14 protein-coding genes are annotated in these 12,421 nt (G+C 42.2%); 1 reads left to right on the top strand and 13 read right to left on the bottom strand.

Going from position 1 to position 12,421, the window contains the following annotated elements; genetic code table 11:
* Positions 1 to 6: 6 nt before the first annotated feature.
* From PODO_RS05695 to PODO_RS05640, 13 genes are all read right to left on the bottom strand, one after another.
* Positions 7 to 2,265, bottom strand: coding sequence for a PKD domain-containing protein (locus PODO_RS05695; RefSeq protein WP_038569128.1), 2,259 nt, complete (start codon positions 2,263 to 2,265; stop codon positions 7 to 9).
* 6 nt (positions 2,266 to 2,271) lie between these two features.
* Positions 2,272 to 2,940 (bottom strand): hypothetical protein, encoded by a 669-nt coding sequence (locus PODO_RS05690; protein ID WP_038569127.1) that lies wholly within the window; start codon positions 2,938 to 2,940, stop codon positions 2,272 to 2,274.
* 36 nt (positions 2,941 to 2,976) lie between these two features.
* A complete protein-coding gene (locus tag PODO_RS29885; protein ID WP_052096826.1) occupies positions 2,977 to 3,474 on the bottom strand; it encodes a hypothetical protein in 498 nt (165 codons plus the stop codon).
* Positions 3,475 to 3,494: 20 nt separating this feature from the next.
* On the bottom strand, positions 3,495 to 3,875 hold the full coding sequence (locus tag PODO_RS05680) for a hypothetical protein (RefSeq protein ID WP_036681716.1): 381 nt from the start codon (positions 3,873 to 3,875) through the stop codon (positions 3,495 to 3,497).
* 15 nt (positions 3,876 to 3,890) lie between these two features.
* Entirely contained in the window at positions 3,891 to 4,034 is a 144-nt protein-coding gene (locus PODO_RS30930; protein ID WP_155288092.1) for a hypothetical protein, read from the bottom strand.
* A 5-nt stretch (positions 4,035 to 4,039) separates the two neighbouring features.
* Positions 4,040 to 4,249 (bottom strand): hypothetical protein, encoded by a 210-nt coding sequence (locus PODO_RS05675; RefSeq protein ID WP_036681712.1) that lies wholly within the window; start codon positions 4,247 to 4,249, stop codon positions 4,040 to 4,042.
* A gap of 57 nt (positions 4,250 to 4,306) precedes the next feature.
* Positions 4,307 to 5,176, bottom strand: a complete 870-nt coding sequence (locus PODO_RS05670; protein WP_036681711.1) for a hypothetical protein — start codon at positions 5,174 to 5,176, stop codon at positions 4,307 to 4,309.
* Between the two features lie 11 nt (positions 5,177 to 5,187).
* Entirely contained in the window at positions 5,188 to 6,237 is a 1,050-nt protein-coding gene (locus PODO_RS05665; protein ID WP_038569125.1) for a hypothetical protein, read from the bottom strand.
* A gap of 12 nt (positions 6,238 to 6,249) precedes the next feature.
* Positions 6,250 to 7,593 carry a P-loop NTPase family protein gene (locus tag PODO_RS05660; RefSeq protein WP_169744740.1) on the bottom strand — a complete coding sequence of 448 codons (1,344 nt, stop codon included), beginning with the start codon at positions 7,591 to 7,593 and terminating at the stop codon, positions 6,250 to 6,252.
* A gap of 98 nt (positions 7,594 to 7,691) precedes the next feature.
* Positions 7,692 to 8,756: a CpaE/TadZ family protein gene (locus PODO_RS05655; protein WP_038569124.1), complete on the bottom strand. Its 1,065-nt coding sequence runs from the start codon at positions 8,754 to 8,756 to the stop codon at positions 7,692 to 7,694.
* A gap of 12 nt (positions 8,757 to 8,768) precedes the next feature.
* Entirely contained in the window at positions 8,769 to 9,518 is a 750-nt protein-coding gene (locus tag PODO_RS05650; RefSeq protein WP_038569122.1) for an SAF domain-containing protein, read from the bottom strand.
* A 175-nt stretch (positions 9,519 to 9,693) separates the two neighbouring features.
* Positions 9,694 to 10,593 carry a formyltetrahydrofolate deformylase gene (gene purU, locus PODO_RS05645; protein ID WP_036681703.1) on the bottom strand — a complete coding sequence of 300 codons (900 nt, stop codon included), beginning with the start codon at positions 10,591 to 10,593 and terminating at the stop codon, positions 9,694 to 9,696.
* Between the two features lie 65 nt (positions 10,594 to 10,658).
* Positions 10,659 to 11,768: a deoxyribonuclease IV gene (locus tag PODO_RS05640; protein ID WP_038569120.1), complete on the bottom strand. Its 1,110-nt coding sequence runs from the start codon at positions 11,766 to 11,768 to the stop codon at positions 10,659 to 10,661.
* A 172-nt stretch (positions 11,769 to 11,940) separates the two neighbouring features.
* Here PODO_RS05640 and PODO_RS05635 point away from each other — a divergent pair, with 172 nt between their 5' ends.
* Positions 11,941 to 12,402 (top strand): DUF2621 domain-containing protein, encoded by a 462-nt coding sequence (locus PODO_RS05635; protein ID WP_036681700.1) that lies wholly within the window; start codon positions 11,941 to 11,943, stop codon positions 12,400 to 12,402.
* Positions 12,403 to 12,421 lie beyond the last annotated feature (19 nt).

Genomic DNA, 12,421 nt, shown 5'->3' with positions numbered 1-12,421 from the left:
TCCTCTCTACCATGACCAATCGACATCAGGTGCTTGATTTTTAACCGTAAAGATTCGTTCGATTACATTTTGTGTAGCTTCCGAATCTATGGATTGCCGATCAGCCTGCGTCACAAACTCAGCAATAGTAGGCTGACCAAACTCTTCAAATACAGTTAGTCTTACTTCGTATTTCCCGACTTCCTTTACCTTGAGATTCAAACGATCTAAATTCTCATTGCTAAAAATAGCCCATGGCTCACCTGTAAAACTACCGTTGTTATCTGAATCGTAACGGTATTCCCAAAGCCTACGAGCCACAATATCTTGATCTGGAGAGTAAGACATATCATCTATTGATAGGGTCGCTTGATTACCATCTGAAGGATTGCGATACGCTGTTCCAGCCATCGTAAAGTACGCAAAAGGTTTCTGGTCTGGTGCTATATCAAAAGTTGTTTCGTTTCTCGCAGTTAGCCCTAATGTATTCTCCACATAAATGGTTGCTTCATATTTCCCTGGCTTCTTGAATAGCACATCTTTGCTATATACCCCGTTCAGCGATCCGCTATATTTAATATCAGAATTCGTTCCACCTGATACGGCTGTGATGGTGATTTTAGTCTTAGCATCTACTAATGGATAGTGAGTCGGGCTACTAACGTAACTTTGTATGATAACCTTTCGATTTTGCTTTAATGTACCATCTACCCTGATAGATGCATCTGGTTTTGGCTCGATGACATTAATCTCAGTGCTAGTACTTCCAGTCATTTTGTCATCGTCCATTACAGTCAAAGCAAGTGTTTGTTCCCCCAAATGGTCTTTATCATACCAAAGCGTTCCCCTTGGCAAAGTGCTCAATTCTCCCTTAGCATTAGGGGTATCCCAAAAGTAATCCGTAATATAACCATCGGGGTCATACGACCCTGCTGCACTGGCTACAAACTCTTGTCCTGCTTTTACAGTTTTCGGTGCATTTATAAGAGCTACTGGAGGTTTTAACTCTCTCGGTAGTTCTGGCGGTGATGTAGGACCTGGAAACCCTCCTCCCGGAGGACCTGAGGTTGTATACACTCCTGCTTTGACTGTAAAAGATTCTTTTAACGAATCGAACTTACTTCTTTTGGTCACGACTTCATTCTTAAATCTCACTACTATACTTAGTTCGTACTCTTGACTGTAGTTACTTTTATCTGCCACTTTCTCCTTCGGAATTTCAAACCTGAAAGTTTCGTTTGCCGTTAGAGTTTTGGTATACACCTTTTTTGTCTGGAGTGAACTGTCATTCCCTTTTTCTTTGGCATAAAAAATCCATTCTGAAATGTTCGAAGTATCTTTATAGGATACGAGTTCGCCCTTCAAAGCAATTTTAACTGGCACATTCTTATTATCAAACTTAATTGGGTTTGGATTAGGTTGTTCTAGAATTGCAGAACCTGTAAGAGTAGCTTCATCTGGGAGACCATATTCAAAGCTGACTGTTCCCCCGTAGCTGTAGGTGGTGACTTTGACGTCAGCCAAGTAATAGTAGGATGCGAATGCTTTATACTTTCGTCCTTCCGCTTTTCCAGTTAAACCCGTATTATCTTCAGGATCCCAAGGCACTCCTGTAGGAATCGTATAGTTCAAAATAATTCTTCCATTTTTAAACTTTGGATCTTGAGCATAAGAAGATTTCTTAACTACTTGAGGTTTTATAGTAGACTCAATGATATTTTGAGAATCAATAACCTCAGTTTTAGATCCGTTATACCATTTTAGGTAATCTTTATCTTGATAAGGTCCTGCGGTTACTACCGTTATTGGTGGATTCTTAGAAGGATAACTATCAGTTGCAACTTTATCATCTGTCACCAAACTATCTCTTTTTTCATCATACTGATTTATTTGCCATCTTCTTCCGTCAGAGTATAACCATATTGAATTATAAATATCGGTCCTATATAGCAACTCAAAGGATGCTCTATAACCCTGAACCTCTTTTATATATTTTTGATTTGCAACCCCTTGTAATGTCACTTTAATCTTCCCGTTCTCAAGAGAGAGGCTAGTTTTTTCGTTAGATCCACTATATTTTAAAGTATCTGTCTTAACTGAAGAACTAGATACTCCACTAGGAAGTTCCAAATAGAAGTCTTTAGCAGCATTGTTTGATCCTTGTAAACCTGTAGTAATTGGGACAGCAACCGAGGTCAATTTCGTCTCGGCTGCTTTTACTGAAATAGCTGTCATAAGCTGAATGAGCAATAAAAAACATAGACATGAGATGATTATTTTTTTCATTTATACTTACTCCGGAGAATTAACTATAAATTTTTCGTCGAATCCGCCATCATGGAACAAGCGGATGGCAAAATAGTTAAAATCCTGATCATATAAATATGCTTGATAAGTAGTTAATTGCTCACTTGGCTTAAGAGTATAATAATAAAACGCTTCTTTATTATTTAATTTTTCCACATTTACTTTTGGCCAAATTTGGTCTAATTGTCCCTTACCTTGTAAACTTAAAATCCATTTTTCTTTTTGATCATTTAAGGATCTTTTAACAATTTTATTGCTGTTATTCTTAATCGTAATCTTTGTCCAGATGAAATGTTTAGGTTTGCTAACCATTACTCCAAAAGAATCATAATCATATTTCTTCACTAGATTTTGTGCATCTTTTGACTTGAAATCATAAATCATAAACTTCTCAAGCGTATAGCTAAGCCCACCTGCCGTAACCGTAACCGGCAACTCCAAATCCTTTTTCAAACCATATTTACTTAAGTTATCCCTCATAATAGGTACTGGTGTAGCAGTAGGTTTTGCTGTAGCAGTAGGTTTTGCTGTAGCTGTTGGTGTAGCCGTGGCTACTGGTGTAACCGCTGCTGCGTTAGTAATCACGTTCTGCCCCAATACCATGCTAAATAACATTGTCGTAGTCAAAGCTGCCCTTACAATGGTCTTCTTCATCACTGAATCTCTCCCTTTTCTTTAATTGGATTTTTATTACTTATTGAACTTATACTCCTGAACTGCTGGTACCCTGATGGGCTGTTGTGTTTTGGATCTGGAGATCAGAACCGGGTGCTCCGTCTCAATGACGGCAATAACCGAAGGACCTGCGATGTATTTGGTTATGCCATATTCGCTATCCTCGTATAAAAGTGGAAAAGTCACGCCATCGGAATCGTCAATAATATCGAATTTCACAATTTTCACTTGTGTCTTAAAACGACTGCCCCCTTGGGGGGAAAGACCGCTATCAAGGCCTAGATTGTTTTGCAGGGTTTGCTGAAAAGTATCGTACGCTTCTGTATGATCTATAATCAGATGACCACGAGTCAATTCGGTCTCATCTAATTCCTGTGCGGCATCGTGAACAGCCATATTATTTGCGTCTTTTAACATGCTGCGCAGCTGGTCCCACTCCTGATTCTGGATCTGAAAGAACCAGGAGTAGATAAAGATCAGTAGGACAAATGCCAGCTTAATAATGTAATCCATAAATTACGCTCATCCCTTAGTCAATCGAGATACTCACTCATAATTGATCCATGCCCATAATATCGAGTCGGCTGCGAAACCGTAGAAAAATTATAAGGAAACAGATTTATCCGCGGCGCGGTTACATACACATCAATTCGTTGCTTTCGCTCTTGAACGGTGTCTGTACTGCTCGTAATTTCTATCGAAGCTTCAGAAAATCCAATCGCCTTCAGATTTGAAATTACTTCATTCCGCATAGAAGCTGTAACCATCCCCTCTGTTGCTGCTTTTTGTGTGATATAGGACGTATTAGCTTTGACCTGTAAATCTAGCAGATAATCTATGTAGGTGAAGATAGGCTGCAGGATAATAAACAGGACTAGCCACATGAACAATGCCCGGAGGACGGTCTCCTTCATTAGATACGCCTCCTTCTAATACTGTTCCACTTGCTTAGTATGTGAGATGATGTCGTCCTGACTGCTGCCGATCATATGCGTAGCTACCGTGACAAACATCCCCGCTATTATAAATCCAATGGCCAAAAACATAGCGACGGAAATAGAGTCTTTTTTCATCTGATTTATACCGAAACGTGAGTCATGGACATAGTTACAGCAGTTTGGCTAGGAACCAGCGGTTGAGTTAGAGATACCCCCGGGATCGTCGGTCTATTATCATCGGCAGCATTAATCACGTCACGCACCAGAGGAATCAAAATGGCAATTACGATGGCTACACACAAAAAACCGATAGCGATAAACAAACCTGTAGAAATAGCGTCTTTTTTCATTGTTAATTTCTCCCTTTTTATTTTAGGTTTTAAAAATAAGGTTGAATATACAATTTTTCACTGGAACATGCCGACTCCATTAAAATTTCCTTTGATTAGCAAAATGTACTGCATCGCCATCGCAACGATCATCAAAAAAGTAGCAATCGATGGAATAACATTAATAATCGTCGATAGATCACCGATGAATGACCATTTTTTTAAATACTGATCGCTGGAGATTTTGGAGATAATCTTGCCTTGTTCACGCAAATAGTTTGCAGCTTCCGTGTCATCATCCATACCTTCTGTAGCCAGTAAAATGGACCGGATGTCATTAATAAAGTGATGGTTATCCGGAAATTTGGCACAAAACCATTCAATCGCCCCCTCCACACCCTCATCTACTGCCCGTTCTGACAGCTCATACAAGTCCTGACGTATATATTGAAAATGTCCCGCTGTACTCCCACAAAAAGCACCAAACTGCACATATCCGCGCTTACGTAGGCGATTATTCTCATAGAGGCGAATGAAGGAGATCAACTCGCCATCTTTTTGAATATTCGTCTTTTGGTGAAGCCACGCCAACACCCAACCAAGCGGAAGATAACGCATCGGACTGCTGATTACGAGAATAAGTAGAGCAATTAGAGGGTCATAGAATGAAAAAGGAACAGATCGGATGAAATCGCTGACGACTTGGCTAAATAAATAGATGATTGCCGCTGAATAACGAAATAGCGTAACTTTTCGAGCTGAAATTGATAAACCGCATTCATTCAACAATTGCTGAAATCTATCACTCTGCACGTGTTCACCCAGCGAATTCCACCGGATGCCCAGTCGGACAAGATATCGTTCCTGCTTACTGCTGCTGCTCACAAACACAAGTAATGCGACATACACGATTCCGATCACTGTAATTAGTAGTAATAATCTATCCATAGTTCATCACCTTAGTGGTAGTCCAGTTTGGGCCTGGCAAGAATAGTACTGATCACAAAAGAGATAAAAAGGCCGGAGACGATCACCATCAAAAAGGAAAGGCCTACCGTAGTTTCGAACTGCAGTTGAAAATAGACATCGGGCTTCAGCATATACATAAAGGTTCCAACCGTAGATACCAGCACCAGAAGATTCCCATATAAGCCAAGGCTGATCGCATCTCTGCTTCCTGCTTTTACAGTTAAAATCGTCTCTCTCTGCTGCTCCATAGAACGATTCAACAGCATTAGCGAGCTTTTTAAATAACGGGTTCCCTCCTTCTCGGCATAGAGCAAATCTGATATAAACTCTAAAGCGAAGGTGGTGCCAATCGCGCTGGAGAATCTCCCTGCCTCCTCAACAAGCTCCTTCTCATTACTATAATTAGAAAATGCGGCACCAAGCAGCTTCAGAGGACTCTTTAGTACATTTTTATCTGTTAGAAAATCCGCTGTACGATCAAGAATCGAATCTACCGACAAATGAGTGAATTTGGTGGAGATTTTGACTACATCGAGGAGATCGTAGCTTCCATGTACCTTCCGCTGTGCATAGATGTATCTCATACGAAAATAAGGAATCGTCGCAGATATTACAGCTATAAAAAGCGGAAATCTCCACGCCCCCTGAATCGGCTGTCCCTCATTAAAAGTAATCCCCACCAAAAAAGGATTGTTAAAACGCAACCTTCCAGGGAGCTCACTAAGCGTCAGTAGTCCTGATAAGAAAACCGCAATAAACAAAATGGCTGTACGCATAACAAAACGCATAACGCTAATGCCCGGTTCATACTTCCGGTGTACGAAATAGAGAAGCTTGTCCAGATGGCGGTAGAGCCACAGCCTTTTTTTAACCGAGCTGACCCTTTTGCCAAAAATACTCATCTTATGTTTAATTCGAAAATCCACTTTCTGGACTACCTGCCGTAAATGCCTTTCGATGAGCAGTTTGGTGAGTAACCACAGTCCCCACGCAATCCATAAATGAAGGACAAAACGAAAAATATAAAATAGTAAATCCATAGTTGCACCTCCTCACTCATTAAGTACTATCTTAGATTTCAAGCTTTCTTTAAGCGGCTGATCCATCGGCTTTGTTGAAGCAAGTCGTCCCAGCTCTTTTTGGACAATCTGCGTAGCCTGCGCATTTTTCTTAGTCATTTTCAGCATCAGATTTTTCGTCAGCTTGTCATTGTAAGACCAACACATTTCCTGCGGCTCCCAGCGCATAAGATCATTAGCAAACACCGAATTTCTATCCTCTTCGTAAAAGATTTCTGATATTCGCGCCAGCCGCTTCTTCCCGTTCGGAACACTCTCCAAAATAAACACTAGCTCGCATGATTTCAGCGCAGAGATCAAATGCCCCTTAAGACTCCCGCCAATTCTTGTCGACACAGCAAACGCACCTTGATAAGGAATGTCCTCCGAATCCACGGTGTGGAAGGTTCCGGTAATCCCGTCGTACCCTTTTTCCCCACTCCACAAATAAAATTCCCACTCGTTATAACGCATCTCCGTCATATACAAAATATTTGGGTCATGCCGCAGCGACTCTACTCCCACCTCCATCAGTTCCTCATTCGCAGCTTGAATTGGAATAATCCGATGGCCTTTAATTTGATACGGTAAAATGGATTCCGGATGTTTCTCTATCATCACCACTCCCATGCAGGATGAAGAGCCAAGCAGCTGCTCACCAACAATCGTATTGGCAAAGGTTGTTTTTCCTGACCCTACAGCACCTGCAATAATGGTATTACGAAACGTGGACGATAACGCCCGAATGAACTCAACCGCCTCCGCAGGAATACATTCCGTACCCGCTTGATCCTCCAAATCCAGAAATTCTACAACTTGTCGCCGCAGTGATATCGTAGTAAAACCCTCCCAGACCCTAGGTGATACCCAAATCGCAAGCCGAATAAATCGACCTGGCCAGAGCGGATCATCCATTTTGAACTCCACCGAAGGATTATCCTTGTTCAGCTTTTTATTGGGATCACTTTTTAGTAAGGAACGCTTCAGCTGCTCCACCCGATCCAGTGAAGGCATCTCATACGGATAAGCTATAAATTCACCTTTATAGTTATAAAAAATTTGCTTCCCAATCATTTGTAATCCGGTTGACTCGCTGTATGCACGATCAGTAAACCAACGATACGCTGGCCCAAAGCCCTTCCACTCGTGATACAGCGCCTCTGCCGCCGTTCGGTACGCTTCTGGAACCTTTCCAGTAAAAGGTGTTTTTCGTAAGTACTTCTCAATCTCATTCATAAAAAAACTAACTGCCTGCGGATCGCCAATCAAAGCCTTTGCATTTAGCTCGAAGTAAGCGTCATCCTCACGTTCTAATCCTTCGTTCATCTCGGTCTTCATTTTTTGTAAAAAAGCATAAAAATCTTCCTTGCCCGGTTTGCTAGTGCGTAACACGCTTTGTTTTAGAGAAAAGAGTGGACGACTCGCGAGAGTTTCAATCATAGAAATATCCCTTTCTTTTTGGCCTCTGGCGCTAATCCCATCGACACCAATAGAGAATGTACCTTATCATCCACATGCTGCAGCTCTTTTTTGCCTAGAGGCAAGCTTTCCTGCAAGGGCTGGTAATACGGTAACTCCAGCAAGATTTCAGTGCCAAATCTAAGGGCCATATTTTTGGACGAAGATATTTCCTCCACATTACTGCGGTTAATGATCAGCTGGAAATCATGCGGACGCAGATCTATATGCCCCGTAAGCTCGAAAAGAGGTTCTAATCTGTATTCATGTTTAGGATGAGTGACAATCATGCGTAACGACGACTTTTGCATACCGACATACCACGCAGCACTCTCGGGAATTGAACCGAAATCAGCAATAACCACATCTGCATTTGCTCCAGCTCTAGCCAAGAAATATTCGATCTCCTCCTCCAGATAATCCTGAACACTTAAGTAGTCGTAATTTCCCGGTAGATACAAATAGCCATCCTGTCTAATCAATTGCTGGAAATCTTCATCATGAATCATCTTCCCTGTAAGCTTGGGGCGCAGTTTGTCTAGACTGATCGTAGCTTTGCGCTCATACCCGGGATCATATAGATCCAAACCAAGTACAAGAACACGTAGACCTGCCGCAGCAATTCGTCTTGCAAACAGCTTCGCCACACTTGTGCAACCAATGCCTGGACCTGAGCCAAAAAAACCAACCAAATTGCTCCGTTCCTCCCCATCCTCTTCCAGGATAAAACGAATCTTCTCTATCACTGCTGACGAGGTAGAACGAGGAGGAATAAAATATAGACCTAAGCTTTCACATAACATATGCACAGCTTGATAGCCCCGAATTCCCTTTTGCAGATATAAATACAGGATCATAGAGCTTGGATATTTGTATCGCAGCTCGCTAAGCGCTTGAACAGGTACCTGGTCACTAGTAACCATTAACATATGACCTTCGGTATGCGCCGGATCGGGATACACGTTTTGTGTAACTACATTAAATCCCGCGTTTTTGATATCATTAATCGTTAACTGATCTATGCCCAGACTAAATATTTTCAAGGCAATCTCCCCCTACTCTACCCGTACGATCCACAGCTTTTTGCCCTGCTCCAAAAATTTCCCTAGCCTTTGACCCTCATTTTTCTTCAGCTTCAATTCTGGTGTCGCCACCTTGCCAGTAGAAGTGAATCGGTTATTGTTGTTACCTTTCTCAGAATCCTGCACATCATTATTGTCTTCTGTTCGCACATAGTTCACGGTAACTCCAGATAAGAAGATCTCTTTAGTAGGATCGCTAAGCCAGCTTTGTTCTTTCACCTGCTCCTCGTTTTCTTTTTCCCCTGTATTTGAAACGAGCGCCTCTCGCTGCTTCTCTCGATCACCTTCTACAAGATAAATGTCTACCTTATCCCGGCTTCGTAACGAACCATTAATGGCATAGATGGCCTCCTTCGGAATAGGAAATATGCCTTCATCCCGCAAAGGCTCTAAATCACTAACATCCACCAGTGATGCTGTCAAAATACTACCGTTAGTCAGATTCACATTCGTAATTTTGTGCTCCACTTGTGCGATCTCCGTAATTACACCAGAGGGTATGTCCTTGGTCTGAACAGAATCCAGATACAAATCACTTGCTTTCAGCTCATAATTTTTAGGTAGAGATTCCCCAGCTCCCACCTTAACTTTGACCACGGTTTGGGAAAGCACGTAGGGCTTGAAATAGAGATCATAACCTAGCAATCCCCCGAATCCAGTAATCAAAATGAGACTTGCGAAGAAATAATTACGTTTTAACAAACGTCCCCGCTGTAACGACAAACCTTCCACCTCCTTAACTACATGATTTTTGAGAACGACAAAAAGCACCTTGGCATAAATAGCCAAGCTGCTGGTAAAATGCTTTTTTACCTCATAGAGATTTAGAGAACTATTAAATTAAAGGGTTCCGGTGAAAGCCCTCGGGCATAATCGTTGCTTTCACCGGAGAATACCTTTATTTAAATACTACAGTTTTATTCTGATGGACGAGAATTCGGTCCTCGATATGCCATTTCACCGCACGAGCCAGAACAACACGTTCAATGGTACGTCCAATCCGTTTCAGCTCAATAACATCATCACTGTGGCTTACCCGCTGTACATCCTGTTCAATAATCGGTCCACCGTCTAGTTCTTCAGTAACATAGTGAGCAGTTGCCCCGATAATTTTCACCCCACGTTGATATGCTTGGGCGTATGGATTGCCGCCAATAAAGGCAGGCAGGAAAGAGTGATGAATATTAATAATCTGATGGCGATAATGCTCAATAAAGGACGGCGAAATAATCTGCATATACCGTGCCAATATAATAACATCGATATCGTCTCCGATGACCTCTAACTGGCGTTTTTCTGCTTCAGCCTTAGTATCCGCTGTGACTGGAATATGATGAAATGGAATGCCAAACGACTCGACATAAGATTTCATATCCAAATGGTTACTAACGACGAGGGCAATATCGGCATCGAGATCGCCCGCTTGCCACTGCCAGAGCAGTTCAACAAGACAATGGTCTTCTTTAGAGACGAATATGGCAAGTTTCTTCTTATGACGAACATTAAAGATCTTCCAGTCCATCTTAAAACGCTCCGCCACTCCGCCAAATTGAGAGCGAATCTCTTCCAGACGATCGCCTAATTCAGGTAGGTCAAACTCGACTCTCATAAAGAACATTCCACCATCTGGATCCATCGTATACTGATCCGACTGCACAATATTTGCGCCATGCTGATACAGAAAGTGTGATACAGCCGCCACAATTCCCGGTCCGTCAGGACAGGAAATGAGCATACGTGCCCGGTTGGAATAATGCTCGACACCTGACGAATTGTTTCTTTTTACGTGTAATTCCATGACCCTCTTCCCATCCTCTCATCTACATACGCAATCTGAAGTATAGCTTAAGCGTTCACGAGCACTTATTTGCCTGCTAACCAAGCAATTAAGCGATGATTAATAGCTTCCTCGCTTAGCTGCGGGAACAGCTGGGCAGCGACAACTTCATCGTATAGACGCTCCAGTGGTTCACGTGGATCAGCTTTTTTAGCTTTGGCATCGTTCTTCAGCAGCTCCCAGACATTAAGTACATATTGACGGGAATCGATCTCCTGCTTGGCAAAAAATTCACGTAATGTTTCAACATCCTGCACGAATTCCGCTCCAAACCGTTCAGCTACATTACCACGCAGCAAAGCGATCTCCACCTCATACATCGGACGTTGTGTCTTAGCATCCTTACCAATCCATGGGGTCTCCAGAATGAAAGGCAGACCTTCCAGCTTTTCATGGTGTACGATTTTGTTAATCGTATCAAAGCCAATCCAACCCGAGCCAATTGGAGTGTGACGGTCTTTGCGAGCGCCACATGGATTTTTACTGTCATTAATGTGGATTACACCAAGACGGTTCAATCCGATAGTCTCATCAAATTTGTTGAGAACACCGTCCAAATCATTAACGATATCATAGCCAGCATCATGAATGTGGCAAGTATCAAGACAGACCGACAGACGTTCGTTATGTTCGACCTTAGCAATAATAGAAGCGATTTCTTCAAAACTGCGGCCGATCTCTGTTCCTTTGCCAGCCATAGTTTCTAGAGCGATATGCACTTCCGTTTCGTTCGTGCCTCCAAGCACCTCATTCAAGCCATCTGCAATCCGCTGAATACCATATTCAGCATCTTTATCAGTGAACGCACCTGGATGTAATACAATATGCTTGACCTCAAGTGCATGGGTACGGCGAATTTCCTCTTGCAGGAAATCAACAGCCAGTTGATACGTATTCTCTTTATAGGAAGCGAGATTAATAATGTAAGGTGCATGGACAACAATCTCCTCTACACCATTTTCTTTCATAACTTGCTTCCCTTCGTTGGGATACATGGCATCAATCGGCTTGCGGCGCGTATTCTGCGGCGCTCCTGTATATATCATAAACGAGCTGGAACCATACTCATTTGCTTCATTTGCTGCGGTCAAAAGACCCTTGTCCGAGCAAGACACGTGTGAACCTATTTTCAGCATACTTCTTCCCTCTTTCCTTCACGAATTAACCCCTATTCTACCGTGATCGGAAAAATAAATCTAGACGAGGCCAATATGCCGGGTTCTGCTTCGCAAAACTTTGGAAATAAGCTATACTTTAATATGAGAATAATTCGTGTGAGAATCCTCATTGCCAAAAGGTGGTGTATGCATGTTTATCCAATCAGGACTTGGTTTATTATCCACACCGAGCAATTGGTTTATGAACTCTATCGCTTTCTGGACATTTATGCTGCTTGGTTCCATGTGTATCGGCGGTTTTTTTATGTTCCGCAAATTCCTAAAGGTCCTGCCCAAAGCTGATGGAAAGTCAAAGCTAGACTGGCAAAATTACTGGGTAGAACGTAGCCGCCCGCTCTGGAGTGACGAAACAAAGGCCTTTTTGGACCAGCTTGTTCAACCTGTACCTGGGCCATTTCGTGATATTGCGAAGCATTCTATTGCTGCCGAGATCGGAAAAATCGCAGTCGAGAGCAATGCAAAAGAAGTTACTCGCGATCACTGTATTAAAGGTTACATAGTTGCCACACCGCGGCGCGATAACCGTTTTCTTGTCAATTTTCTCGAAAAGAATAAAATCGATTACTCTGCTTACCAGCATTTGTTTAAGTAATTTTTAATGAATTGTACGA

This window comes from Paenibacillus odorifer, assembly GCF_000758725.1.
In the GTDB taxonomy this organism is placed as follows: Bacteria; Bacillota; Bacilli; order Paenibacillales; family Paenibacillaceae; genus Paenibacillus_AQ; species Paenibacillus_AQ odorifer.
The sequence above is the reverse complement of the archived record's forward strand: the minus strand, read 5'-3'. Positions and strand labels throughout refer to the sequence as shown.

What these genes read in the sequence shown, in the direction of transcription:
- PODO_RS05695 (WP_038569128.1), bottom strand. Translation starts at nt 2,265, where the DNA reads ATGAAAAAAATAATCATCTCATGTCTATGTTTTTTATTGCTCATTCAG.
- PODO_RS05675 (WP_036681712.1), bottom strand. Translation starts at nt 4,249, where the DNA reads ATGAAAAAAGACGCTATTTCTACAGGTTTGTTTATCGCTATCGGTTTT.
- PODO_RS05635 (WP_036681700.1), top strand. Translation starts at nt 11,941, where the DNA reads ATGTTTATCCAATCAGGACTTGGTTTATTATCCACACCGAGCAATTGG.
- PODO_RS05690 (WP_038569127.1), bottom strand. Translation starts at nt 2,940, where the DNA reads ATGAAGAAGACCATTGTAAGGGCAGCTTTGACTACGACAATGTTATTT.
- PODO_RS29885 (WP_052096826.1), bottom strand. Translation starts at nt 3,474, where the DNA reads ATGGATTACATTATTAAGCTGGCATTTGTCCTACTGATCTTTATCTAC.
- PODO_RS05640 (WP_038569120.1), bottom strand. Translation starts at nt 11,768, where the DNA reads ATGCTGAAAATAGGTTCACACGTGTCTTGCTCGGACAAGGGTCTTTTG.
- purU (WP_036681703.1), bottom strand. Translation starts at nt 10,593, where the DNA reads ATGGAATTACACGTAAAAAGAAACAATTCGTCAGGTGTCGAGCATTAT.
- PODO_RS30930 (WP_155288092.1), bottom strand. Translation starts at nt 4,034, where the DNA reads ATGAAAAAAGACTCTATTTCCGTCGCTATGTTTTTGGCCATTGGATTT.
- PODO_RS05665 (WP_038569125.1), bottom strand. Translation starts at nt 6,237, where the DNA reads ATGGATTTACTATTTTATATTTTTCGTTTTGTCCTTCATTTATGGATT.
- PODO_RS05680 (WP_036681716.1), bottom strand. Translation starts at nt 3,875, where the DNA reads ATGAAGGAGACCGTCCTCCGGGCATTGTTCATGTGGCTAGTCCTGTTT.
- PODO_RS05660 (WP_169744740.1), bottom strand. Translation starts at nt 7,593, where the DNA reads ATGAAGACCGAGATGAACGAAGGATTAGAACGTGAGGATGACGCTTAC.
- PODO_RS05670 (WP_036681711.1), bottom strand. Translation starts at nt 5,176, where the DNA reads ATGGATAGATTATTACTACTAATTACAGTGATCGGAATCGTGTATGTC.